This is a genomic window from Pseudomonas sp. Irchel s3h17, assembly GCF_900187505.1.
In the GTDB taxonomy this organism is placed as follows: domain Bacteria; phylum Pseudomonadota; class Gammaproteobacteria; order Pseudomonadales; family Pseudomonadaceae; genus Aquipseudomonas.
Window position 1 is genome coordinate 186,808 of record NZ_FYDL01000006.1, and the last position, 23,708, is coordinate 210,515.

The following is a 23,708-nucleotide window of genomic DNA, read 5'->3' on the forward strand; positions in this document are numbered from 1 at the left end:
CATGCAACACACTCTGAACACCACGTTGCTGATCATCGGCGGCGGTCCTGGCGGTTATGTGACGGCGATCCGCGCCGGCCAGTTGGGTATCTCGACCATTCTGGTCGAAGGCCAATCGTTGGGCGGCACCTGCCTGAATATCGGCTGCATTCCCTCCAAGGCGCTGATCCATGTCGCCGAGCAGTTCCACCAGACCCGGCACCACAGCCAGGATTCGGCCCTGGGGATCAATGTCTCGGCACCGACCCTGGACATCGGCAAGAGCGTCGAGTGGAAGGACGGCATCGTCGATCGCCTGACCACCGGCGTCGCGGCCCTGCTGAAAAAGAACAAGGTCCAGGTGATTCAAGGCTGGGCCAAGGTCATCGACGGCAAAACCGTGGACGTCGGCGACACCCGCATCCAGTGCGAGCACCTGGTGCTCGCCACCGGTTCGACCAGCGTCAACCTGCCGATGCTGCCAATCGGCGGAGCAGTCATCTCCTCCACCGAAGCGCTGGCGCCGAACAGCGTGCCCAAGCGCCTGATCGTGGTCGGCGGCGGCTATATCGGCCTGGAACTGGGGATTGCCTACCGCAAGCTCGGTGCCGAGGTCAGCGTGGTCGAGGCGCAGGAGCGGATTCTGCCGGCCTACGATGGCGAACTGACGCAGCCGGTACACGAAGCGCTCAAGCAACTGGGCGTGAAGCTGTACCTCAAGCACAGCGTTCAAGGCTTCGACGCGGCCACCCACACCTTGCAGGTGCGCGACCCGAATGGCGACACCCTGACCCTGGAAACCGATCGGGTGCTGGTGGCCGTTGGTCGTAAACCCAATACCCTGGGCTGGAACCTGGAAGCGCTGAACCTGGACATGAACGGATCGGCCATCAAGATCGATAACCGCTGCCAGACCAGCATGCGCAACGTCTACGCCATCGGCGACCTGAGCGGCGAACCGATGCTGGCGCACCGTGCCATGGCGCAAGGTGAAATGGTTGCCGAGCTGATCTCGGGCAAACAGCGCGAATTCAACCCTGCCGCCATCGCCGCCGTGTGCTTTACCGACCCGGAACTGGTGGTGGTCGGCAAGACCCCGGACGAAGCCAAGGCCACGGGCCTGGACTGCATCGTGGCGAACTTCCCGTTCGCGGCCAACGGCCGGGCGATGACCCTGGAATCGAAAAGCGGCTTCGTGCGGGTGGTGGCGCGACGTGACAATCATCTGATTGTTGGCTGGCAAGCCGTGGGCGTCGGCGTGTCCGAGCTGTCCACCGCGTTCGGCCAGTCCCTGGAAATGGGCGCACGCCTGGAAGACATCGCCGGCACCATCCACGCGCATCCGACCCTCGGCGAGGCGGTCCAAGAGGCAGCATTGCGTGCCTTGGGGCATGCGCTGCACCTGTGACCGAATAACCCCTGTGGCGAGGGAGCTTGCTCCCGCTGGGCTGCGTAGCGGCCCCAAACCGGTCTCCACAATATGCCTGATGCACCGGGGAGCCAGATTTTACGGGTGCTTCGCACCCGAGCGGGAGCAAGCTCCCTCGCCACAAAGGGGTAAAAAACAGAGGGATCGGCAAGCAAGCTACAACTTTTGCCAATCCCTCCATCGTCCGGGCTGCGAAACCACCCCGGAATGAAGTATTGTTGTGCCCATCCAGTAAAACGCCAGAAGCCTTGAACCGTTCAGGCGATTGTTAAGTGATAGAGGGTGTCATGGGTAACGAGAGCATCAATTGGGACAAGCTGGGCTTTGACTACATCAAGACAGACAAGCGTTATCTGTCGCACTGGCGTAATGGCGAGTGGGACGCAGGCACCCTGACCGAAGATAACGTGCTGCACATCAGCGAAGGCTCGACCGCCCTGCACTACGGTCAGCAATGCTTCGAAGGCCTGAAGGCCTATCGCTGCAAGGACGGCTCGATCAACCTGTTCCGCCCGGACCAGAATGCCCTGCGCATGCAGCGCAGCTGCGCCCGCCTGCTGATGCCACAGGTGGACATCGAGCAGTTCGTCGAGGCCTGCAAGGCCGTGGTCCGCGCCAACGAGCGCTTCATTCCACCGTACGGCACCGGCGGCGCGCTGTACCTGCGTCCGTTCGTGATCGGCGTGGGTGACAACATCGGCGTGCGCACCGCCCCGGAGTTCATCTTCTCGATCTTCTGCATCCCGGTCGGCGCCTACTTCAAGGGTGGCCTGACCCCGCATAACTTCCTGATCTCCAGCTATGACCGTGCTGCCCCACAGGGCACCGGCGCGGCCAAGGTCGGTGGCAACTACGCCGCCAGCCTGATGCCTGGCTCCCAGGCCAAGAAGGCGCATTACGCCGACTGCATCTACCTGGACCCGATGACTCACTCGAAAATCGAAGAAGTCGGCTCGGCCAACTTCTTTGGCATCACCCACGACGACACGTTCGTCACGCCGAAATCCCCTTCGGTACTGCCGGGTATCACCCGTCTGTCGCTGATCGAACTGGCCAAGACCCGCCTGGGCCTGGACGTGGTCGAAGGCGACGTGTTCATCGACAAGCTGTCGGACTTCAAGGAAGCCGGTGCCTGCGGTACCGCTGCCGTGATCACGCCGATCGGTGGGATCAGCTACAACGACCACCTGCACGTGTTCCACAGCGAAACCGAAGTCGGCCCGATCACCCAGAAGCTCTACAAAGAGCTGACCGGCGTGCAAACCGGCGACATCGAAGCGCCAGCGGGCTGGATCGTCAAGGTCTGATCAACGCCCCCGGGTACTGAAAAACCCACCCTTCGCGAAAGCGTCGGGTGGTTTTTTTTATGCAGCTGCGCCTACAGTGCCATGCCGCCCTGGGCGAGCAGCCAGTCCACAAAGACCCGCGTGCGCGCGCTGGCGTGCGGCGCAACCCCGTAGTAGTAACGCGGCAACGGCATGCGCAGCCCGGGCAGCGGGCAGACCAGGCGTCCGCTCGACAGGTGGGTGCCCAGCAGGGAGGTCGGGCACAAGGCAATGCCCTGCCCCGCCACGACGGCGTCAAGCACCAGGTGCATGTGATCGAACTGCCGGGTCAACTGGGTGGCTGCCGGTGGCTGACCACCATGCAGGGCCCAATGGTGCCAGTCTTCGCGGCGCGCCTTGGCGATCAGCAGCGTGTGCCGACCCAAGGCGTCGAGGTCATCCAGCGCCAGGCGCGCCAGCAGCGAGGGCGCGGCAACCAGCACCAACTCATCGGCAAACAGGCTGTGCGCCTCGATACTCGGCGCCCAGTCATCACGACCGCGACGAATGACAATGTCGAACCCGTCGCGCGCAGGATCGGGGGCCTGGGTCTGGGTCATGACCTGCGGCGTGATCTGCGGGTGTTGCGCGGTGAAATCCGCAAGCCGGGGTGCCAGCCACAGCATGGCGAAGGACGGACGGACGTTGATCGTCACCGTCGGCTGCGCGGCTTGCTGTTTCAGCGCGGCGGCGGCCTCGGCGATCTGCGCCAGCCCGGCGCTGACCTGCTCATAGAAGCGCTGGCCGGCCGGGGTCAGCAGCGATTGGCGGATACGCCGCTCGAACAGCAGCACACCCAGGTGCTCTTCAAGCCGCTTGATGTGCCGGCTGACAGCGCTGTGGCTGACGTGCAGTTCCTCGGCCGCCAGGCTGAAACTCTGGTGGCGAGCCGCAACGGCAAAGGCACGGACAGCGTTCAGGGGAGGGAGTGAATTTATCATGGGTCTAATTTTGTCACATATGCGCTGCATTTAAAGCGTTTGTCACGCCCTCGTCACCACGCCAATCTGCCGACACACAGCCAGCGCCCCCTGACGGAGCAAGACATGAACAGCTACGGACTCTTTTTACTTTTCGCCACCCTGACCATTCTGAGCCCCGGCCCTGGTGTGATCCTGACGCTGTCCAACGCCCTGCGCCACGGCTGGGCCGGCGCACTGCCCGGGATCCTGGGGATCGCCTCGGGGGCGTTTGTGGTCGCCGCCATCAGTGCCACCAGCGTCGGCCTGATACTCGCCACCTCGGCGCACGCCTTTACCGCATTGAAGTACGCAGGCGCCGCCTACCTGCTGTACCTGGGCTACAAAAGCTGGCGCTCGGACCGTTTCAGCGCACTGCTGGACACACCCGCCGCCAGCCCTGGCTATCGCTTCGTCGAAGCGGCTTCGATCCAGTTGTTGAACCCCAAGGCGGTGTTCTTCTTCCTGGCGGTGTTCCCGCAGTTCATCGACACCTCGGCGCACTTCTACGCCCAGTTTTTCAAGCTGGTCAGCTCCTACGCTGTGCTGGTGATCCTGGTCCATGGCAGCTATGCGCTGCTCGCCAATGCCGCCAAGGGCTGGTTGTCGAGCCCGAAGGGTTCCTGGCTGGCGGCAAAAGTCTCGGGCGTGACCTTTGCCGGCTTCGGCGTGCTGATGGCCACGGCCAGCCGTTAAGGCACAGGACTGGCGATCGTTTGGCAGCGGGTGTGGCGGGTCGTGTGGGGGGCTGTCGGTAACTGGACCGGCAGCTCGATTGCAAACCGACGGCTGATTTCCTTACGCCCCGTCGCCGTCAACGCCAGCGCCCGGCTGTCCAGGTCCTGAGTGAGCCATTTGCGCTTGATCGCGATCGTCAGCAAGGCCGCCCCCAATGCGCCGCCCAGATGAGGGCGGCGCATGCTCCAGTCCAGGCACGGACAGGCAAAACGCCGGCGCAATGTGCTCAAGTCCTTGACCTCGATCCCCAGCCCTTCGAACAACGCCTCGCCACTGTCGCTCAACCGATACGCCTGCTGATCGGTCACCAACAACCACCCGGCCTCGAGCATCCGGTCGTGCAGCAAGACCGCCAGCGTGCCCGCCATATGGTCGTAGCAGGTCCGGGCGAATTGCAGGCGATCCGGGGTGCGCGGGCTGAAGGTTGGCGCAGCGTCCTGGCCGATTACCATCAGCGCTTCCAGTGCCTGGGCGACGCGCTGGTCCGCAAGACTGTAGTAACGATGACGACCCTGGACGTGCAGGCGCACCAACGCCAGTTCCTTGAGCCTGGCCAGGTGGGCGCTGGCCGTGGACGCGCTGACCTGGGCAATGCTCGCCAGCTCGGTGCTGGTGCGGGCGTGGCCATCCATCAACGAGCACAGGATTTTTGTCCTGGCAGGCTCGGCAATCGCGGCGGCGACCTGCGAGACGCCGACGTCGTGTTGCTCTGTGTTCGATACGCACATATTTCGCTCCCGGACGAATCGTCGCCCTGTCGAACCGCAGAGAATAGCAACACTTTCCACGACGAATAAGGCAGCACTGCATGGACCCGATCACCGCCGCGACCCACGCTGATCCCTACCCTTACTACGCCAGCCTGCGGGCCGCCGGCGGATTATCCTTTGATCCAGGCCTGGGCCTGTGGGTGGCCAGCAGCGCCGGGGCCGTCGCCGCCGTAATGGTCCATCCCGACTGCCGGGTTCGTCCGGCCCATGAACCGGTGCCCAAGGCCATCGCACAAGGCCCGGCCGGCAAGGTGTTCGGCCTGTTGATGCGGATGAACGACGGTGAACGCCAACGTTGCCCTCGATCCGCCATTGCACCGGGACTGGAGATTATCGACAGCGCCCGCGTCCGTGATCTGCTCCGCACCCGTTTGATCACTCCGACCGCTGACGGGCTGCACCATGCCATGTTCACGGGCCCGGTGTGGGTGGTTGCCGCATTGCTCGGTTTCACGGCAAGCGAAGGCCGGATACTCAGCCAACTGACCGCCGATTTCGTCGCCTGCCTCTCGCCCCTGAGCACGCTCGAGCAACTGGAGACGGCCCACCGGGCCACCGAACACTTGAGTCATTACTTCAGCGCACGCCTGAGCGCCGATGACGGCCAACGCCCGTTGCTGGAAGGCATTCGCCAGCGCCTGAGCGAGCGCAACACCTTGCTCGCCAACCTCATCGGCCTGTTCTCTCAAACCTATGAGGCCAGCGCCGGGTTGATCGGCAACGCAGTGCTGGCGCTGATTCGCAACCCGGCGCTTGCGCGTGAAATGCGCTGCGATCCCGGGCGAATCGACGATCTGCTGGCGGAGGTCCAGCGCTTTGACCCGCCCGTACAGAACACTCGACGTTTTGTCGCGGCCCCGTGCCAGATCGAGGGCGTGAGCCTCAACCCCGGCGATACCATTCTGGTGCTGCTGGCCTCGGCCAATCGCGACCCGCAACTCAACGACCAGCCGGACACCTTGATCCTCGAGCGCCCGCAGCGGCGCAGCTTCACCTTTGGTGCCGGCCGCCACCAATGCCCGGGCCAACCACTGGCCATGCACATCGCCAGCAGCACCGTCGGTGAACTCCTGAGACAGGGTATGGCACTGGACTCATTGGCCTGGTCCTACCGCCCTTCCTTGAACGGACGCATCCCGTTGTTCAGCGAGCGACAACCGGCCCAATCATGATTGCCATCAGTCGTCGCGGGTCAACACTTCCAGCAATTCAATCTCGAACACCAGGTTCGAGTTGGGCGGGATGGCCCCCATGGTCCGCTCGCCATAAGCCAGGTGCGCCGGCACCCACAGTTTGCGCTTGCCGCCGACCTGCATGCCGATGATGCCCTGGTCCCAGCCCTTGATCACCCGGCCGGTACCGATCACGCACTGGAACGGCTTGCCGCGAGACCAGGAGGAATCGAATTCGCTGCCGTCCTCCAGGCAGCCACGGTAGTGGGTGGTGATCAGGGCGCCTTTTACCGCGGCTTTGCCGGTACCCACTTGAAGGTCGATGACCTGTAATTCGTCGTTCATTGCCGCTCTCGTCTGTTCGCTGGCCCGATCGGGCGTTGAGGCGCAGGGTTTTCCCAGAAAACCGGCCGGTTGGCAACCTCAGGTGCCCTGTCTATCGGTAACGGGTCGCCGGAACCGTGCCATGCCGGTGCCGTCCAGGTGGTAACGATGCCTTCGACCGCTGTTCCCGCGGGCGGGCTTGCCGACTGCCGCCCCAGCCGGTACTGATTGTTGCCACTGCGCTTGGCCTCATACATGGCGAGGTCGGCCATGTGCAGCAGCGTGTCCATGCTCGGCGCGTGATCGGGGAATACCGCAACCCCGAGGCTGGTGCCGATCTGTCGCTGGTCCTTGCCGACGTTGATCGGCCGGGAAAGCTCGCTGAAGATTTTCTGGCAGATGCTGCGGGCCTCGTCTTCCAGGCTCTTGCCTTGAGGCAAGCCTTCAAGGATGACCACGAATTCATCGCCACCAATCCGTGCGACGGTGTCACAGGCCCGCAGGATATGCTTCAGTCGACTCGCGGTGGCCACCAGCACCTGGTCACCGGCGGCGTGCCCGAAATCGTCGTTGATCGCCTTGAACCCATTGAGGTCGACAAACACCAGCATCACCCGCGTGGCACTCAGGCGCGCCTGCTCCAGCGCACTGGCCAGGCGTTGTTCCAGCACCAGGCGGTTGGGCAGCCCCGTCAACCGGTCGAAGTGCGCCAGGCGTTGCAACTGGTTGGCACTGGCTTTTTCGTCGGTGATGTCGCGCACCACCCCCATCATTTTCACAATGGACTGCTCCGGCGTCTTCACCACATTGCCGGTTTCCCGTAGCCAGTGGACGCTGCCGTCCGGCCAGACCACCCGGTACTCTTCGTCATGATTTTCACCTGTCGCCAGGCACCGTAACTCGCCGGCGCGCACCCGCTCCCGATCATCAGGGTGCACGCAGGAACAGAACAGTTGATAGCTGGGCACTACCTCCCCCACCTTGAAGCCGAACATGCCGTAGATGGCATCGGACCAATAGAGTTTTTCGGTGTCGACATCCCAGTCCCAGGTGCCGATGCGGGCGAAGTACTGGCTGCGCTTGAAGCGTTCGACGTCGTCCGGCTCCCTGGGCGCGGGCGGCTCCTCCATGGCGGGCCGGTCGGGCAACCCGTCAGGCATGGCGCGGTAGTGCGCCGTGAGTTGACGCCAGCGGCGCTCACGAACGATCAGGACGGCGATCAAGACAACGATCACCCCGATGGCGCAGAGACCAAGCCACATCGGGATCATTGATAAGTTGCCGTCATAGCGATTGTGATCCTGACCAGTAGTGGCGGTTGGCTATGTTAATCCAGCCTCTCCATGGCGGTACACTGTCAGATTTACCGCGCACTGCGCCCTATCCACGGATGCAGCCGATGCGCCACCCCCTTACACTGCGCGTCGAACATGGCGGCGTCGGCGCCGTGCATTCAAATGTCGAGAATCCAGGAGTGATCCATGCCACATGAAGGCAACCTGCTGCAGGCCGCAGTGGTTTTTTTGTTCGCGGCCGTGCTCACCGTGCCTCTGGCCAAGCGCCTGCAACTGGGGGCGGTGCTGGGCTACCTGCTGGCCGGGGTACTCATCGGGCCTGCCGTGCTGGGGTTGATCGACAACCCGCAAAGCGTCATGCACATTTCCGAACTCGGCGTCGTGCTGCTGCTGTTCATCATCGGCCTGGAACTGTCGCCACGACGCCTGTGGGTGATGCGCAAATCGGTGTTCGGCGTCGGTCTGGCGCAGGTGCTGCTGACCGGTTCAGTGATCGGAGTGCTGGCGTACTACACCTTTGGCCAGCCACTCAACAGTGCCGTCGTGCTCGGCCTCGGGCTGGCGTTATCGTCCACCGCCTTCGGCCTGCAAAGCCTGGCCGAGCGCAAGGAGTTGACCAGCCCCCACGGGCGGCTGGCGTTTGCCATCCTGCTGTTCCAGGACATCGCGGCGATCCCGCTGATCGCCATGGTCCCGCTGCTGGCCGGCGTCGACCACAGCACCAGCACGGCCGAGAACCTCGATCATGGCCTGCGGGTACTGGGCAGCATCGCCGTGGTGGTGGTCGGTGGCCGTTACCTGTTGCGCCCGGTGTTTCGCATCGTCGCCAAGGCCAACCTGCCGGAAGTCTCCACGGCCACTGCCTTGCTGGTGGTGATGGGCACCGCGTGGCTGATGGACGAAGTTGGCGTGTCGATGGCCCTCGGTGCATTCCTCGCCGGCCTGCTGCTGGCGGACTCCGAATACCGGCATGAACTGGAAGCCCAGATCGAACCCTTCAAGGGCCTGCTGCTGGGGCTGTTTTTCATGAGCGTCGGCATGGGCGCCAACATCAGCCTGCTGTTCAGCGCCCCGGCGACCGTGCTGGGCCTGACCCTGTTGTTGATCGCCCTCAAGTTGCCCCTGCTGTACCTGGTCGGGCGCATGGCCGGTGGCCTCAATCGGCTGAGTGCCGTGCGCCTGGGCATCGTACTGGCCGCCGGTGGCGAGTTCGCGTTCGTGGTGTTCAAGATCGGGCGCGATCACGGTTTGTTCGACACCCGGCTGTACGACATGCAAGTGTTGACCATCACCCTGTCCATGGCGCTGACGCCGCTGTTGCTGCTGATGTGCGCACGCCTGGTGAAAAACCGGGTCGAGCCGGTTGCCGTGCCGCCGCACCTGCGGGAAATCGACTCCGATACCCCGCGCGTGGTGATCGCCGGCATGGGCCGCATGGGGCAGATCGTGGCGCGGATCCTGCGGGCACAAAAGATCAGTTTCGTGGCCCTCGACACCTCGGTGGAAACCATCGAGTTGTCCCGTAGCTTTGGCGGCGTGCCGGTGTTTTACGGCGACCCGATGCGCCCGGAGATCCTCAGCGCGGCCAAGGTCGGCCAGGCGGAATTCTTTGTGATCGCCACCAATGACCCGGAGACCAATATCAAGACCGCCGCCTTGGTGCGCAAACTCTATCCCCACGTCAAGATCATCGCCCGGGCCCGTAACCGCCAGCACGTGCACCGCCTGATGGACCTCGGCACCGAGGCCGTACGGGAAACCTACTACTCCAGCCTGGAAATGAGCCGCCGCACCCTGATGGGCCTGGGGCTTAGCCAAAGCCAGGCCGATGCGCGCATCGAACGCTTCAAGCACCATGACGAACAAGTGCTCGAGACCCAGCATGCGATCTACGATGACGCCGCCAAAGTCATGCAGACCGCACAACAGGCTCGTGCCGACCTGGCGCGCCTGTTCGAGGCCGACCAGATTGAAGAACAATCGGGCAAGGGTTGAACCGATGAGGACCCACGGATGAGTGACGCCGCCCCCGCGCTGAAGGAAATCTTCAACGCCGAACGCTTCGAACATATCGCCACGCAATTGTGCGCGGTGTACCCGCCGTTCGACGCCGGGGCATTCCTGGCAATGGCCAACGACGGCCTGGGCGAGTTGTCGGTGATGCAACGCATGGCGCGGGTGGGTGACTGCCTGCATGCGGTATTGCCGCTGAACTACGAGCAGACCCTGGACATCCTGCATCCGCTGGCACCGCGCCTGAACAGCAGTTTTGTCAGCATGTGCCTGCCACAGTATGTCGCCACCTACGGGATGCACGCCTACGAGCCGTCAATGGCCGCGCTGAAGTACTTCACCCGCTTCGGCTCCTCGGAGTTCGCGGTCCGGCACTTTCTGCGCAGCGATTTCGAACGTTCCATAACGCTGATGCACGACTGGTCGCTGGATGCCAACGAACACGTACGTCGCCTGGCCAGCGAGGGTAGTCGCCCGCGCCTGCCCTGGTCGTTTCGCCTGGAGCGGGTGCAGGCCGACCCGACCTTGGCGGCGGCGATCCTCGACAACCTCAAGGCCGACAACAGCCTCTACGTACGCAAGTCGGTGGCCAACCACCTCAACGACATCACCAAGGACCATCCCGAGTGGGTGCTGGGCCTGATCGAAGGCTGGTCGCTGGAGGATCCGCGCACGGCATGGATCGCCAAACATGCCCTGCGCAGCCTGATCAAACAGGGCAACCGGCGGGCATTGGCGATCATCGGTGCCGGTGGCAAGCCTGAAGTGCGGATCATCGACCTGAAGGTCAACCCGCCGGTGATTGCCCTGGGGCAAACCATCACCCTGTCCTATGCCATCACATCCACGACCGAGAGCAGCCAGCGCCTGGTGATCGACTACGCCATCGATTACGTCAAGGCCAACGGCAGCACCTCGACAAAGGTATTCAAGCTCAAGGTCCTGACGCTTCCCGGCAACGCCTGCGAGACCATCGCCCGTGCCCAGTCCATCAAGGCACTGACCACCCGAAAGCATTACCCGGGCCTGCACGCGGTGCATGTGCTGGTGAATGGCGAACGGCTGGCCAGCAGCGCGTTCGAACTCCTTCCTTGAAACACCCCGCCCTGCAGGCGCGAACGTGCCGCGTCTACAGGGCAACGGGGCCCAGCAACAGCGCCTGCTCGCTGTCGCACAGCTGCACCACGTAATCCCACAACACCCGCAACCGTACCGACTTGTGCAGCTCGCGGCGGGTGCTGATCCAGTAACTGCGCTGCAGACTTTCGGCGGGCAGCAGCGGCACCAGGCCCGGGTCGTTGCTGGCCATGTAGCATGGCAGGACGGCGATCCCCAGCCCCGCTCGCGCCGCCTGTTGCTGGGCAATCACGCTGGTGCTGTGGAACACCACCTGCGGACTGCGGCAGAAACTGTTGAGGAACATCAGCTCCTGGCTGAACAGCAGGTCGTCGACGTAGCCGATCCAGGCATGCCGCGCCAGGTCTTCGCGACTGCGCAACGGTGGCGAGCGGTCCAGGTAGTCCTGGCTGGCATACAGCGCCAGGCGGTAATCGGTCAGCTTGCGGGTCACCAGCATGTCGGCGGCCGGGCGCTCCAGGTGGATGCTGATTTCGGCCTCGCGGTTGAGGATGCTGACAAAGCGCGGCACCGCCACCAGCTCCACCTCTAGCCCCGGATAACGATCGAACAGCCCTTTCATGCGGCTGGCGAGGAACATGATGCCCAGGCCCTCGGTCACACCGACGCGGATCTTGCCCAACGGCGCCGTGGACTGAGTGATCTCCTCCTGCGCCAGCAAGGCGACGTTCTCCATGGCCTCGGCGTGCTTGAGCAGCGCTTCGCCGGCCGGGGTCAGCTCATAACCCTGGGCCTGCTGGACGAACAGCGCCGTCCCCAGGCTCTTCTCAATCGCCTCGATATGCCGGGCCACGGTGGCGTGGGTGGTTTTCAGGCGCCGCGCGGCGGTCAGCAACCGCCCACTGCGTTGCAACTCGAGAAAAAACCGCAAGTCATTCCAGTCGAACATCTGCCTTCCTTGATCCCAAGCCTGAGGATCGCTGTTTAAAAACGCACAGCGGGTGAGCAAAAACTAACATTCTTTTACCGAAAACTAACAACTAGGATGGATCCCAATAAGAACAACAGCTGCGAGGTCATGGATGCAACCTGCCGTTGATGCATACGATTACATCGTGGTCGGCGCCGGGCCGGCCGGTTGCCTGCTGGCCAATCGCCTGAGCGCCAACCCGCAGCACCGGGTGTTGCTGCTCGAAGCCGGCGGGCGCGACAACTATCCGTGGATTCACATACCCGTGGGCTACCTGTTCTGCATCGGCAACCCGCGTACCGACTGGTGCTACAAGACGCAAGCACAAGCCGGCCTGCAGGACCGCAGCCTGAGCTACCCGCGGGGCAAGGTGCTGGGGGGCAGTTCCTCGATCAACGGCATGATCTACATGCGTGGCCAGGCCACCGACTACGATGGCTGGGCCGCCGAGGGGAACCCCGGCTGGAGCTGGAACGACGTACTGCCACTGTTCAAGCGCAGCGAAAACCACTTTGCCGGCGACTCGGACTTTCATGGCGCCGCCGGGGAATGGCGGGTCGAACGCCAGCGCCTGTCATGGCCGATTCTCGATGCCTTCCGCACGGCCGCCGAACAAAGCGGCATCGCCAACATCGATGACTTCAACCAGGGCGACAACGAAGGCTGCGGCTACTTTCAGGTCAACCAGAAAGCCGGGGTCCGCTGGAACGCGGCCAAGGCCTTTCTCAAACCCATAGCCCAGCGTGCCAACCTCACCGTGCTGACCGACGTCGAGGTCGACCGTGTGCTGCTGGAGAACGGCCGGGCCAGCACCGTCATGGCCCGCTGGCAGGGCCAGGCCACCTCATTCAGCGCCCGCCGGGAAATCATCCTCAGCGCCGGCTCCGTCGGCTCGCCGAGCATCCTGCAACGCTCCGGTATCGGCCCTGCCAGCCTGCTAAAGCGCCTGGGGATCGGTGTCGTTCATGAACTCAACGGCGTCGGCGGCAACCTGCAGGATCACTTGCAACTGCGGTTGATCTACACATTGGAAAATGCCCGCACCCTGAACCAGATCGCCGGCAGCGTGTGGGGCAAAATGGGCATGGGCCTGCGCTACCTGTACAACCGCAGCGGTCCACTGTCGATGGCCCCCAGCCAACTGGGCGCCTTTGCCCGCTCCGGGCCGGAGCAGACTTCGGCAAACCTTGAGTACCATGTCCAGCCGCTGTCGCTCGAGCGTTTCGGCGAGCCCTTGCACCCCTTCCCGGCATTCACCGCGTCGGTTTGCGACCTGCGCCCGCACAGCCGTGGCCGGGTGGAGATCGGCTCCGCCGACCCGCAACAAGCGCCGTTGATCCAGCCCAACTACCTGAGCCACCCCGAAGACTTGCGGGTGGCCGCCGATGCCATTCGCCTGACCCGGCGCATTGTCGCCGCACCGGCCCTGCAGCCATTCAAGCCGGTGGAATACCTGCCGGGCGCGGCCTTGCAGACAGAAGAGCAACTGCATGAAGCCGCCGCGCGGATCGGCACCACCATCTTCCACCCGGTCGGCACCTGCCGCATGGGCCACGATGCCGAAGCCGTGGTGGACGCCCAGCTACGGGTGCACGGCATTCCCGGCCTGCGCATCGCCGATGCCTCGATCATGCCGCGCATCACCTCCGGCAACACCTGTTCACCCACGCTGATGATCGCCGAGAAAGCGGCGCAGCTGATTCTCGCCGCATCGACAAGGAGCACCGCCCCGGACAAACACCTGACCGCACTGTCTTGAAACACCTGCTCGCTCGCCAATGGAATAGCGGCGCCCGCCCACAAGGCCGGCGCTGACAGTGGAACAACAATAAATAAACACTGTGAGGGAAACCGATATGTCAGAACAGGCTCAAGCTGTCGCCGGAACGCTCAGCGCCGGCACCAGCAAGGATACGCAGAAAGTCATTTTCGCCTCGTCCCTGGGGACGGTCTTCGAGTGGTATGACTTCTTCCTCTATGGCGCCCTCGCGGCGGTCATCAGCAAACAGTTCTTTGCCGGGGTCAACGACACCACCGCCTTTATCTTCGCCCTGATGGCGTTTGCCGCCGGTTTCATCGTGCGCCCCTTCGGCGCCCTGGTGTTCGGCCGCCTGGGGGACATGATCGGGCGCAAGTACACCTTCCTGGCGACCATCGTCCTGATGGGGGTGGCGACCTTCTGTGTCGGCCTGTTGCCCAACTACGCCAGCATCGGGATTGCCGCGCCGATCATCCTGGTGCTGCTGCGCATGCTCCAGGGCCTCGCATTGGGTGGCGAATACGGCGGGGCCGCGACCTACGTCGCCGAGCACGCGCCCATGGGCAAGCGCGGCTTCCACACCAGCTGGATTCAGTCCACCGCCACCCTCGGCCTGCTGCTGTCGCTGCTGGTAGTGCTCGGCTGCCGTTACTTCACCGGTGACCAGTTCGAAGTCTGGGGCTGGCGCATTCCGTTCCTGCTGTCGATCGTGCTGCTGGGCATTTCCACCTGGATCCGCCTGAGCCTGCATGAGTCGCCGGCGTTCCTGAAGATGAAGGAGGAAGGCAAGTCCTGCAAGGCACCGATCCGCGAATCCTTCGGCAACTGGGAAAACCTCAAGGTCGTCCTGATCGCCCTGTTCAGCATCAACGCCGGGCAAGCGGTGACCTTCTATGCCGCCCAGTTCTACGTGCTGTTCTTCCTCACCCAGTTCCTGAAAATGGACCCTGCCCTGGCCAATACCTTGCTGATCGTCAGCGTGGTGATCGGCGCGCCGTTCTTCGTGTTCTTCGGCTGGCTGTCGGACCGGGTCGGCCGCAAGCCGATCCTGATGCTCGGCCTGCTGCTGGCGACCGTGCTGTACTTCCCGATCTTCAAGACCCTGGCCCACTACGCCAACCCGGCGATCGACCGCGCCAGCCAACAGGCGCCGATCACCGTGCTGGCCGACCCGGCAACCTGCACCTTCCAGTTCGACCCGGTGGGCAAGGCACGCTTTGACAGTCCTTGCGACAAGGTCAAGACCTTCCTGGTCAAACAGGGCCTGCCCTACAACAGCGAAGCCGCGCCGGCCGGCAGCAACGTGCAGGTGAGCATCGGCGAAGTGAAAATCGACGGCTACGACGAAGCCGCCCTGCGCGGTGCCGTGACCCTGGCCGGCTATCCGCAGACCGCCGACACCCAGCTGATCAACAAACCGATGATCGTCGCCCTGATCGTCGCCCTGATCATCATCTCGGCCATGTGCTACGGGCCGCTGGCGGCGCTGATGGTCGAGCTGTTCCCGACCCGCATCCGCTACACCTCGATGTCCCTGCCCTATCACATCGGCAATGGCTGGTTCGGCGGCTTCCTGCCGACCGTCTCGTTCGCCTTGGTGGTGTACACCGGGGATATCTTCTACGGGTTGTGGTACCCGGTGCTGATCACCGGGGTCAGCCTGGTGGTGGGCCTGCTGTGCCTGCGTGAAACCAAGGATGTGGACCTGAACAAGAACTGATTCAGGACACGGGCCCGCCCACTCATGGCAGTGGGCGGGCTTTTTTTGCCGACGCGCACCGATCGCGCCAACCAGCCGGATGGCTGCAATCAGGAAAAACCCGTCTAGGATTGATGCCATTCCTTTGTGCATCCAGGAGCTGCCACCTCATGTCCTTCCAAGCCTATCTGGACAACATCCAGGCCAAGACCGGCAAATCGCCGGCCGACCTCAAACAACTGGCGAACGAAAAGGGCTTCGCCGAAGACGGTAAATTGAAAGCGGGCGTAAAGGCCGGCCAGATCATCGAATGGCTCAAATCCGACTTCGACCTGGGCCATGGGCACTCCATGGCGATTTACGCACTGCTCAAGGGTAAAGAGTCCTGACTACCCAGGCCGACTGACTGAAAAAACCACCCAGGTTAATGCCGATCAGTTAAGCCAAAGACCAGCCGAACATAGAACCCGTGGCGAGGGAGCTTGCTCCCGCTGGGGCGCAAAGCGGCCCTGCTTTGGGGCTGCTACGCAGCCCAGCGGGAGCAAGCTCCCTCGCCACGGGTTTCGTGTTCGGCTTTATTTCTCTTAACTGACCGGCATTAACCACTCAGGCCCATGATAATCAGCGGCACTTTCATGGGCGCCGGGTGGAACAACATCGTTATATATCGACTGTTCTTAACACCCCTACTTGCGTCCATCCAACTCTCACCTGTCTGATACCTGAATAATATGACTTCCAAGGTTGACTTCATTAAGTCGCCTGCGTAAATTGCGCGGGCCGGTTATTCCGGCCTTTTTTCAACTCACAAAAGAATCCAATGGACACAGTATCTAGACGCTGTCTGGCTGATGCGAATGTGCAGAGCCGGGCACTTAACCCAAATATTGACGGGACTCGACACCTCGGTCGGGTAAGCTGCGCTAGAGCTTGACGCTCCGCCGTAACTTGCCTCTCCGGCGCCAGTCCGGTCGCGAGGCATGTTATGCACTTCACATCCACGGTAATGCCCGGTGTCCGCGCCTTCGCCAACGCGATGCGCGCCAAGCGGTGCCACGCGCAAGCAGCCATGGCCCGCGCCACCCTTTCCGCCCCTCCTTCGCGCATGCAGCATCATCTGCGTGCCCATTGGCGCGTCTGTCCCCTGAGCGGGCAACTCCAGCAACGCTGGCGCCTGGACGCAAGCCAGGAACCACCGAACCGCCGCTTCGCGCATCTGTTGCAGCAGGTCGGCCTCGTGCTCGGCCTGAACTTTGGCGCGCACACTTTCAGTTGACCTGAAAGTTCTACGGACTCTTTAACCGGCGTTTTCCTTATTCAGGAATTCGGCAACTTTCTATTGCCTGCTTAAACATAAAAACAGTGGATACCACCATGGACGAAGCCAGTAGACGGTTCGCTGCATACCTGTTGTTGCCCGGCATGCAGCGAACGTTAAAGCATAAGAAACATAACTCCCTGAATCGATCGCTTATGGGCGGCTCGACATACTTTCGCTCGTCTTTAATTAGCTGAGTTGTCGGTGTGTCGTGCCGCAAGCCAGCGGCAGGAGCACACGCTATGACCACCGTAAAAAAACCGAAGAAAACCACCCAGGGCGCCACGGCCGACGACACCCGGCTGTCGATGCGCGCGGCCCGTGAAGCACAGAACGGCCTGGCGGTGACCTTCGCCAACGTCAAGACCACCCCCGCCGGCCTGACCGAACTCGACGCCGAAGGCCGGCTGCAACGCGAAGGCTTCAACGAGGTCGCCCACGACAAGCCACCCCACGCCCTGGTGCAAGTACTCAAGGCCTTCAACAACCCCTTCATCTACGTGCTGATGACGCTGACCCTCATCAGCTTCATCACCGACTTCTGGCTGCCCCTGCAGGCAGGCGAGGAAACCGACCTGACCGGGGTCATCATCGTCCTGGTCATGGTCCTGGCCAGCGGCCTGATGCGCTTCTGGCAGGAGTACCGCTCCGGCAAATCCGCCGAAGCCCTCAAATCCATGGTACGCACCACCGCCACCGTGCTGCGCCGCGAGCAGGTGGGCAGCAAGTCGGTGCTGCGCGAAGTGCCGATGCGTGAACTGGTAGCGGGTGACATCATCCAGTTGTCTGCCGGCGACATGATCCCGGCCGATGTCCGGCTGATCGAATCCCGGGACCTGTTTATCAGTCAGGCGGTCCTGACCGGTGAGGCCTTGCCGGTCGAGAAGTACGACACCCTGGGCAACGTCGCCCAGAAATCTGCCTCCGCCACGGCAGCCGACCAGGCCAACCTGCTGGACTTGCCCAACATCTGCTTCATGGGCACCAACGTGGTCAGCGGCACCGCCCGGGCGGTCGTCGTCGCCACGGGCCCACGCACCTACTTCGGTTCGCTGGCCAAGGCCATCGTCGGCTCGCGGGTGCAAACCGCCTTCGACCGGGGAGTGAACAGCGTCAGCTGGCTGCTGATCCGCTTCATGCTGGTGATGGTGCCGGTGGTGCTGTTGATCAACGGCTTCACCAAGGGCGACTGGAGCGAAGCCTTCATGTTCGCCCTGGCGGTCGCCGTCGGCCTGACCCCGGAAATGCTGCCGATGATCGTCAGCGCCAACCTGGCCAAGGGGGCGGTGGCGATGGCCAAGCGCAAGGTGGTGGTCAAGCGCCTCAATGCGATCCAGAACTTCGGTTCGATGGACGTGCTGTGCACCGACAAGACCGGCACCCTGACCCAGGACAAGATCATCCTCGAGCATCACATCAACGTCGACGGACAGCGTGATGACTCGATCCTCGAACTGGCCTGGCTCAACAGCCATCACCAGAGCGGCATGAAAAACCTGATGGATCAGGCGGTGGTGCAGTTCGCCGAACGCAACCCGAAGTTCCAGCCGCCGTTCGCCTACAGCAAGGTCGATGAACTGCCGTTCGACTTCATTCGCCGGCGCCTGTCGATCATCGTCAAGGACAGCCGCGACGATCACCTGTTGATCTGCAAGGGCGCGGTCGAGGAGATGCTGAACATCGCCAGCCACATCCAGGAGGACGGCGTGGTCGTTCACCTGGACCCACAGCGACGCACCGAGTTGCTGAACAAGGCGTGCGAATACAACGAAGACGGTTTCCGCGTACTGCTGCTGGCCACCCGCAAGATCCCCAAGGCGCAGAGCAAGCACCAGTACACCACCAGCGATGAGCGGGAACTGGTGATCCGTGGTTTCCTGACCTTCCTCGATCCGCCGAAGGAAACCGCCGGGCCGGCGATTGCCGCACTGCGTGACATGGGTGTGACCGTCAAGGTGCTGACCGGCGACAACGCCGTGGTGACCTGCAAGATCTGCCGCGAAGTCGGGCTGGAGCCCGGCACGCCCCTGCTTGGGCAGGACATCGAACGCATGGACGAAGCGACCCTCAAGCGCCGGGTCGAAGAACGCACGGTATTCGCCAAGCTCACCCCGCTGCAGAAATCCCGGGTGCTCAAGGCCTTGCAATCGAACGGCCACACCGTGGGCTTTCTCGGCGACGGGATCAACGACGCCCCGGCCCTGCGGGACGCCGATGTGGGCATCTCGGTCGACAGCGGCACCGACATCGCCAAGGAATCGGCGGACATCATCCTGCTGGAAAAGAGCCTGATGGTGCTCGAAGAAGGCGTCCTCAAAGGCCGCGAGACCTTCGGCAACATCATGAAGTACCTGAACATGACCGCCAGCTCGAACTTCGGCAACGTGTTTTCGGTGCTGGTGGCCAGTGCCTTCATCCCCTTCCTGCCGATGCTGGCGATCCACCTGCTGCTGCAAAACCTGATGTACGACATCTCTCAGCTGGCACTGCCCTGGGACAAGATGGACAAGGAGTACCTGAGCAAACCGCGCAAGTGGGACGCCAAGAACATCGGGCGCTTCATGCTGTGGATCGGGCCGACCTCGTCGATCTTCGACATCACCACCTTTGCCTTGATGTGGTACGTGTTCGCCGCCAACAGCGTGGAAATGCAGACCCTGTTCCAGTCCGGCTGGTTCATCGAAGGGTTGCTCTCGCAAACCCTGGTGGTGCACATGCTGCGCACGCAAAAGATCCCGTTCTTCCAGAGCACCGCCGCGTTGCCGGTGATCCTGATGACCGGGCTGGTGATGGTGCTGGGCATCTACATTCCGTTCTCGCCGCTGGGCACCCTGGTTGGCCTGCAACCGCTGCCGTGGTCGTACTTCCCATGGCTGGTGGGCACCCTGCTCAGCTACTGCGTGGTCGCGCAGTTGATGAAGACCCTGTACATCCGCCGTTTCAAGCAATGGTACTGAGTGCCTGAACCCCACCACCGATGGGTCATGGGCCGCCTCACGGCCCATGACCCAGGGCACTTTCATGGAGCAACCACATGAAACAGGATCAAGCACCATGCGTGTGCTGATGTGCGCCGGGCGCCACTACGCCGATCGCCAAACCTGCCGCCAGGTGCTCAACGCCTACCAGCGCCTGCACAAGATCAGCGTGCTGATTCACGGCGGCCATCCGCTGCTGGGCGGCGAGGTCGAAGACTGGGCCCGGGAACAGGGCGTCGACATCGTGCGCTATCCCCCCAACTGGCAGTTGCACGGCAAGCAGGCCGAACGCCTGCGCAACACCTTCATGCTCAACGACAGCCGACCGGACATCGTCATCGCCTTGCCCGGCGGCGAAGACACCCAGGCCCTGCTGGCCCAGGCCAACGCGGCCAGCATTCAGACCCTGTCGATCAACGAACGGACTTAATCCCCGTTCACTCCCTGAATCAAGGAGGCACCCGCGCGCCCGCGCACTGCCTCCCTCCTCGAATGCATCACGCAGAGGTCAACATGCCAAAGCACCCTTCCCACCGCCGTACTCACTCATTCACCCACGACCTGCCGCCAGCCAAGCGCCGCATGCTGCGGCGCAACCTGATGTTCGTCGGCATGACCCTGACGGCCATTGCCGGCCTGTCACTGACCTCCAGGGCCAACGCCGCCGGCGGTGCCTACGTGGTCGACGACGGTGCCATCAATGCCCCCGGCGAATGCAACGTCGACCTGTGGCATCAGAGCGGCCGACACAATCATTCTGCCAACAACCTGGTGCTGTCCCAGGCCTGTACCTTCAAGGGGCTTCCCGGGATTCAACTCGGCGCCGCCATCGAGCACGGCCGTGACGACGGGGACGGCGAAACCCAAGTCAGCCCGCAACTCAAGGCACAATTGCTCAACCGCGAAGACCTCGGCCTGCAACTGGCCCTGGCCGCCAACGCCCACGTGGCCATTCACCGGGCGCACGCCTTCGACGGTGCCGACTTGAGCCTGCCCCTGACCTACACGCCGATCCAGGCCCTGCGCCTGAACCTCAACGCCGGTTGGGCCCATGCCTATGACGAAGGTGAACAGAACCACCGCTGGACCTGGGGCACGGGTGTGGAATACGACCTGGCCGACGCCCTGACCCTGATCGCCGAGCGCTTCGGCCAGAGGGGCGGCCAACAGGCGTGGCAGGCGGGTCCGCGGTTGCACATTGGCGAACGCCTGGATCTGGATTTAGTGGTCGGACGCGACCTGACCCAGGACCGCGATCAGTGGCTGACGACAGGGCTGACGTTGCGGTTCTAGCGCCGGGCGCCGGCCCTATCGATGGCCGTTGGGAAACACCAACCGAAACACCGTCACACTCCCCGGCAGGCTCTGCACCTGGGCCAGGCCCTGGTGCAGGCTCATGATCGAGCGCACGATCGCCAGCCCCAGGCCAGTGCCGCCTTCAGTGCGCGAGCGGCTGTGTTCGACCCGGTAAAAACGCTCGAACAGGTGCGGCAAATGCTGCGCCGCAATGCCGGCGCCGGGGTTGCCCACCAGCACCGAGACCTGCTCGGTATGGGACTCGATGACGATGGACACCTCGTTGCCCGCCGGGCAGTGGCGGATGGCATTGGACAACAGGTTGGACATCGCGCGCTGGATCATCAGCCGATCACCCAGGGTATACCCGGCGCCCGAGACTCGCAGGCTGATGCGTTTTTCTTCGGCCGTCAGGGAAAACAGGTCCACGACCTTCCGCGCTTCGTCTTCCAGCGTAATCCGTTCAAACGGCACCAGTGCCGCCGGATGGCTGACCTGGGCCAGGAACAGCATGTCGGAGACGATCCGGTTGACCCGCCCCAACTCCTCCGTACACGACTCCAGTACGGTCTTGTACTCGGTGCTCGGCCGCTCGCGCGACAGCGTCACCTGGGCCTTGCCCATCAGGTTGGTGATCGGCGTACGCAGTTCGTGGGCCAGGTCATCGGAGAACTGCGACAACTGCTGCACGCCGCTGTCGAGCCGGTGCAGCATGAAGTTGATGCCATGGGCCAGCTCGCTGAGCTCCTGGGGCATGTTGACCTCGGACAGGCGATGGCTCAGGTCCTGGGCGCAGATCATCGCCGCCACCTTGCGAAACTCGCGCAGGGGCGCAAGACCCCGCTGGACAATCGCCCACGCACTGAGGCCGATCAGGATCAGCAGCAACGGCAAGGCAATCAGGGTCGAACTCAAGTAAGCACTGAGCAGTGCTTCGTCATTGGAGCGATCGATCGACAACAGCACCGGCACCGAGTCGCCATTTTTCAACGCCACCAGTTGGGTCGCGGTGAGGAAGTGCCGGCCCTCACCGTCCGAGCGGCTGAAATACGAGACCCGGTCCAGGCTCGCAGTGGCGGCTTTGCGCCGGGCGAGTGCCGACGCTGGCGGTTCGCTGCCGACACTGAGCAACGGCGTGGTCGGGTTGTTCTTGTCGAGGATCGTCAGGTTCAGGTTGTCATGGCCCATCACCTGGTCCAGCAGCGAGTGCGGCTTGAGCGCGATATCGCCGGCGGTCAAGCCCATCGACAGACTGTGCTCGAGTTGCTGCATCTTTTTCTCGAGGCTGTTTTTCGCCATCGAGTCGAGCTCATGGGTCAGCGCCAGGAACGCCAGCACCGCCAGCAACACTACCAGCACCGCACCCAGGACGCTCACCGTCAGCCCCAACCGCATCGACAGGCTGGCCGGCTTCATTCCCTCGCCTCCAACACATAGCCGACGCCGCGCAAGGTGTGAATCAGCTTGCTGTCGAACGGGTCGTCGATTTTTGCCCGCAAGCGCCGGATCGAGACTTCGACCACGTTGGTGTCGCAATCAAAGTTCATGTCCCACACCAGGGAGATGATCTGGGTGCGCGACAGCACTTCACCGGACTGGCGCATCAACAGGTGCAGCAACGCGAACTCCTTGGTGGTCAGGTCGATGCGTTGTTCGCCGCGATAGGCCCGGTGCCGGCCCTGATCCAGTTCGAGGTCCGCCACCTTCAGCACCTGTGACACCGGCATCTGCTCGCTGCGGCGCAGCAAGGTACGCACCCGGGCCAGCAACTCGGGAAACTCGAATGGCTTGACCAGATAGTCATCCGCCCCCAGGTCCAGCCCCCTGACCTTGTCGGCCAGGCGTCCCCTGGCGGTCAACATCATTACCCGGGTGTTGCCACTCTTGCGGATCAACTCCAGCACGCCCCAGCCATCGATCTCGGGCAGATTCACGTCCAGTATCACCAGGTCATAGGCCTGTTGCCGGGCCAGGTGAAGTCCATCCGGACCGGTCGAGGCACAATCCACGACATAACCACTTTCACTCAGGCCTTGATGCAAGTACTCGGCGGTTTTTAGTTCATCCTCGACCACAAGGATTCGCATAAATATTTACCCTTAAACAAGTAACGATGGGATAACTTCAGAAAACTTAGAACACGTTAATCATTGAACTTTCTGATCGAATAACAACGATTTTCACGACGACATAGCGGGTAGATTTCCTACATAACAGGCCTGCCACGGTAAAGCCTGAAGTGACTTCAGGGTCAACGCAAAGCCCCGTGCTTGATAGCGGCAAATCGCTCTTCGCGACGAAATGCCGCAGCGCACTGTCGAAACGGACCGGTGCCCTCATGAATAAAACAACCTGGCAAGAGCACTTCAGCAGATAAGCCTAGAGCTTTTGTTTCGTCATGTTGCATATCCTACAAACACCCTCGCCTGACACTTCATATCCTAATGTAAAAAATGACCGCCAAACCGCGGATAACGTATTTGTAATTATCCAGTCACCTTGCTGATAAGTGCGGACTACTACAGTCACGCCAATCAATTTCCACTTTGAAGGAAAGACTAAAGTGCATGGGTACAGTGCGGTCATCCACCCCCCCAGGATCAGCAA

20 protein-coding genes are annotated in these 23,708 nt (G+C 62.6%); 13 read left to right on the top strand and 7 right to left on the bottom strand.

The features are described from left to right. The first annotated feature begins 1 nt into the window (after position 1). Together lpdA and CKW25_RS10530 are read left to right on the top strand one after the other, a co-directional pair. Positions 2–1,387, top strand: coding sequence for a dihydrolipoyl dehydrogenase (gene lpdA, locus CKW25_RS10520; protein WP_095079116.1), 1,386 nt, complete (start codon positions 2–4; stop codon positions 1,385–1,387). Positions 1,388–1,695: 308 nt separating this feature from the next. Next, a complete protein-coding gene (locus CKW25_RS10530) occupies positions 1,696–2,715 on the top strand; it encodes a branched-chain amino acid aminotransferase (RefSeq protein ID WP_095079117.1) in 1,020 nt (339 codons plus the stop codon). Positions 2,716–2,786: 71 nt separating this feature from the next. Here the strand turns inward: CKW25_RS10530 and CKW25_RS10535 are convergent, their stop codons facing one another. Next, the gene (locus CKW25_RS10535) at positions 2,787–3,674 is read right to left on the bottom strand and encodes a LysR substrate-binding domain-containing protein (protein ID WP_095079118.1); all 888 of its coding nucleotides are present in this window, start codon (positions 3,672–3,674) and stop codon (positions 2,787–2,789) included. Positions 3,675–3,779: 105 nt separating this feature from the next. Here CKW25_RS10535 and CKW25_RS10540 point away from each other — a divergent pair, with 105 nt between their 5' ends. After that, on the top strand, positions 3,780–4,388 hold the full coding sequence (locus tag CKW25_RS10540) for a LysE family translocator (protein WP_095079119.1): 609 nt from the start codon (positions 3,780–3,782) through the stop codon (positions 4,386–4,388). Here the strand turns inward: CKW25_RS10540 and CKW25_RS10545 are convergent. Further along, entirely contained in the window at positions 4,385–5,158 is a 774-nt protein-coding gene (locus CKW25_RS10545) for a helix-turn-helix transcriptional regulator (RefSeq protein ID WP_095079120.1), read from the bottom strand. The two genes, CKW25_RS10540 and CKW25_RS10545, sit on opposite strands and share 4 nt — an antisense overlap. An 80-nt stretch (positions 5,159–5,238) precedes the next feature. Between CKW25_RS10545 and CKW25_RS10550 the strand changes: the two genes are divergently transcribed. Next, positions 5,239–6,372 carry a cytochrome P450 gene (locus tag CKW25_RS10550; RefSeq protein ID WP_095079121.1) on the top strand — a complete coding sequence of 378 codons (1,134 nt, stop codon included), beginning with the start codon at positions 5,239–5,241 and terminating at the stop codon, positions 6,370–6,372. Between the two features lie 6 nt (positions 6,373–6,378). Here the strand turns inward: CKW25_RS10550 and CKW25_RS10555 are convergent, their stop codons facing one another. Together CKW25_RS10555 and CKW25_RS10560 are read right to left on the bottom strand one after the other, a co-directional pair. Further along, positions 6,379–6,717, bottom strand: coding sequence for an FKBP-type peptidyl-prolyl cis-trans isomerase (locus CKW25_RS10555; RefSeq protein WP_095079122.1), 339 nt, complete (start codon positions 6,715–6,717; stop codon positions 6,379–6,381). Beyond that, positions 6,714–7,958 carry a diguanylate cyclase domain-containing protein gene (locus CKW25_RS10560; RefSeq protein ID WP_371854965.1) on the bottom strand — a complete coding sequence of 415 codons (1,245 nt, stop codon included), beginning with the start codon at positions 7,956–7,958 and terminating at the stop codon, positions 6,714–6,716. Before CKW25_RS10560 ends, CKW25_RS10555 begins: the two co-directional genes overlap by 4 nt. A 219-nt stretch (positions 7,959–8,177) precedes the next feature. Between CKW25_RS10560 and CKW25_RS10565 the strand changes: the two genes are divergently transcribed. Both CKW25_RS10565 and CKW25_RS10570 read left to right on the top strand, forming a co-directional pair. Beyond that, a complete protein-coding gene (locus CKW25_RS10565) occupies positions 8,178–9,986 on the top strand; it encodes a monovalent cation:proton antiporter-2 (CPA2) family protein (RefSeq protein ID WP_095079123.1) in 1,809 nt (602 codons plus the stop codon). An 18-nt stretch (positions 9,987–10,004) separates the two neighbouring features. Beyond that, the gene (locus CKW25_RS10570; RefSeq protein WP_095079124.1) at positions 10,005–11,099 is read left to right on the top strand and encodes a DNA alkylation repair protein; all 1,095 of its coding nucleotides are present in this window, start codon (positions 10,005–10,007) and stop codon (positions 11,097–11,099) included. Between the two features lie 34 nt (positions 11,100–11,133). Here CKW25_RS10570 and CKW25_RS10575 read toward each other — a convergent pair whose 3' ends face one another. Further along, a complete protein-coding gene (locus CKW25_RS10575; RefSeq protein WP_095079125.1) occupies positions 11,134–12,030 on the bottom strand; it encodes a LysR family transcriptional regulator in 897 nt (298 codons plus the stop codon). A gap of 133 nt (positions 12,031–12,163) precedes the next feature. Here CKW25_RS10575 and CKW25_RS10580 point away from each other — a divergent pair, with 133 nt between their 5' ends. From CKW25_RS10580 to CKW25_RS10610, 7 genes are all read left to right on the top strand, one after another. Then, positions 12,164–13,810 carry a GMC family oxidoreductase gene (locus CKW25_RS10580; RefSeq protein ID WP_095079126.1) on the top strand — a complete coding sequence of 549 codons (1,647 nt, stop codon included), beginning with the start codon at positions 12,164–12,166 and terminating at the stop codon, positions 13,808–13,810. A 97-nt stretch (positions 13,811–13,907) separates the two neighbouring features. After that, entirely contained in the window at positions 13,908–15,530 is a 1,623-nt protein-coding gene (locus CKW25_RS10585) for an MFS transporter (RefSeq protein ID WP_095079127.1), read from the top strand. A gap of 149 nt (positions 15,531–15,679) precedes the next feature. After that, complete coding sequence (locus CKW25_RS10590) at positions 15,680–15,898, top strand: DUF4287 domain-containing protein (RefSeq protein WP_095079128.1); 219 nt, start codon at positions 15,680–15,682, stop codon at positions 15,896–15,898. 596 nt (positions 15,899–16,494) lie between these two features. Further along, positions 16,495–16,785: a hypothetical protein gene (locus tag CKW25_RS10595; protein WP_095079129.1), complete on the top strand. Its 291-nt coding sequence runs from the start codon at positions 16,495–16,497 to the stop codon at positions 16,783–16,785. Between the two features lie 284 nt (positions 16,786–17,069). Continuing rightward, positions 17,070–19,784: a magnesium-translocating P-type ATPase gene (gene mgtA, locus CKW25_RS10600; RefSeq protein WP_095079130.1), complete on the top strand. Its 2,715-nt coding sequence runs from the start codon at positions 17,070–17,072 to the stop codon at positions 19,782–19,784. Positions 19,785–19,881: 97 nt separating this feature from the next. Then, positions 19,882–20,235 (top strand): DUF2493 domain-containing protein, encoded by a 354-nt coding sequence (locus tag CKW25_RS10605; RefSeq protein WP_095079131.1) that lies wholly within the window; start codon positions 19,882–19,884, stop codon positions 20,233–20,235. An 83-nt stretch (positions 20,236–20,318) separates the two neighbouring features. Then, entirely contained in the window at positions 20,319–21,098 is a 780-nt protein-coding gene (locus CKW25_RS10610; RefSeq protein ID WP_095079239.1) for a hypothetical protein, read from the top strand. Between the two features lie 15 nt (positions 21,099–21,113). On the opposite strand, the gene CKW25_RS10615 is transcribed toward CKW25_RS10610, so the two are convergent. Next, positions 21,114–22,517 carry a heavy metal sensor histidine kinase gene (locus CKW25_RS10615; RefSeq protein ID WP_095079132.1) on the bottom strand — a complete coding sequence of 468 codons (1,404 nt, stop codon included), beginning with the start codon at positions 22,515–22,517 and terminating at the stop codon, positions 21,114–21,116. Then, complete coding sequence (locus CKW25_RS10620; RefSeq protein WP_095079133.1) at positions 22,514–23,188, bottom strand: heavy metal response regulator transcription factor; 675 nt, start codon at positions 23,186–23,188, stop codon at positions 22,514–22,516. Before CKW25_RS10620 ends, CKW25_RS10615 begins: the two co-directional genes overlap by 4 nt. Positions 23,189–23,708: the final 520 nt, after the last annotated feature.

Bases quoted from the DNA above. Each gene is read 5' to 3' on its own strand.
- lpdA (WP_095079116.1), top strand. From the start codon at position 2: ATGCAACACACTCTGAACACCACGTTGCTGATCATCGGCGGCGGTCCT.
- CKW25_RS10530 (WP_095079117.1), top strand. From the start codon at position 1,696: ATGGGTAACGAGAGCATCAATTGGGACAAGCTGGGCTTTGACTACATC.
- CKW25_RS10535 (WP_095079118.1), bottom strand. From the start codon at position 3,674: ATGATAAATTCACTCCCTCCCCTGAACGCTGTCCGTGCCTTTGCCGTT.
- CKW25_RS10540 (WP_095079119.1), top strand. From the start codon at position 3,780: ATGAACAGCTACGGACTCTTTTTACTTTTCGCCACCCTGACCATTCTG.
- CKW25_RS10545 (WP_095079120.1), bottom strand. From the start codon at position 5,158: ATGTGCGTATCGAACACAGAGCAACACGACGTCGGCGTCTCGCAGGTC.
- CKW25_RS10550 (WP_095079121.1), top strand. From the start codon at position 5,239: ATGGACCCGATCACCGCCGCGACCCACGCTGATCCCTACCCTTACTAC.
- CKW25_RS10555 (WP_095079122.1), bottom strand. From the start codon at position 6,717: ATGAACGACGAATTACAGGTCATCGACCTTCAAGTGGGTACCGGCAAA.
- CKW25_RS10560 (WP_371854965.1), bottom strand. From the start codon at position 7,958: ATGTGGCTTGGTCTCTGCGCCATCGGGGTGATCGTTGTCTTGATCGCC.
- CKW25_RS10565 (WP_095079123.1), top strand. From the start codon at position 8,178: ATGCCACATGAAGGCAACCTGCTGCAGGCCGCAGTGGTTTTTTTGTTC.
- CKW25_RS10570 (WP_095079124.1), top strand. From the start codon at position 10,005: ATGAGTGACGCCGCCCCCGCGCTGAAGGAAATCTTCAACGCCGAACGC.
- CKW25_RS10575 (WP_095079125.1), bottom strand. From the start codon at position 12,030: ATGTTCGACTGGAATGACTTGCGGTTTTTTCTCGAGTTGCAACGCAGT.
- CKW25_RS10580 (WP_095079126.1), top strand. From the start codon at position 12,164: ATGCAACCTGCCGTTGATGCATACGATTACATCGTGGTCGGCGCCGGG.
- CKW25_RS10585 (WP_095079127.1), top strand. From the start codon at position 13,908: ATGTCAGAACAGGCTCAAGCTGTCGCCGGAACGCTCAGCGCCGGCACC.
- CKW25_RS10590 (WP_095079128.1), top strand. From the start codon at position 15,680: ATGTCCTTCCAAGCCTATCTGGACAACATCCAGGCCAAGACCGGCAAA.
- CKW25_RS10595 (WP_095079129.1), top strand. From the start codon at position 16,495: ATGCACTTCACATCCACGGTAATGCCCGGTGTCCGCGCCTTCGCCAAC.
- mgtA (WP_095079130.1), top strand. From the start codon at position 17,070: ATGACCACCGTAAAAAAACCGAAGAAAACCACCCAGGGCGCCACGGCC.
- CKW25_RS10605 (WP_095079131.1), top strand. From the start codon at position 19,882: ATGCGTGTGCTGATGTGCGCCGGGCGCCACTACGCCGATCGCCAAACC.
- CKW25_RS10610 (WP_095079239.1), top strand. From the start codon at position 20,319: ATGCCAAAGCACCCTTCCCACCGCCGTACTCACTCATTCACCCACGAC.
- CKW25_RS10615 (WP_095079132.1), bottom strand. From the start codon at position 22,517: ATGAAGCCGGCCAGCCTGTCGATGCGGTTGGGGCTGACGGTGAGCGTC.
- CKW25_RS10620 (WP_095079133.1), bottom strand. From the start codon at position 23,188: ATGCGAATCCTTGTGGTCGAGGATGAACTAAAAACCGCCGAGTACTTG.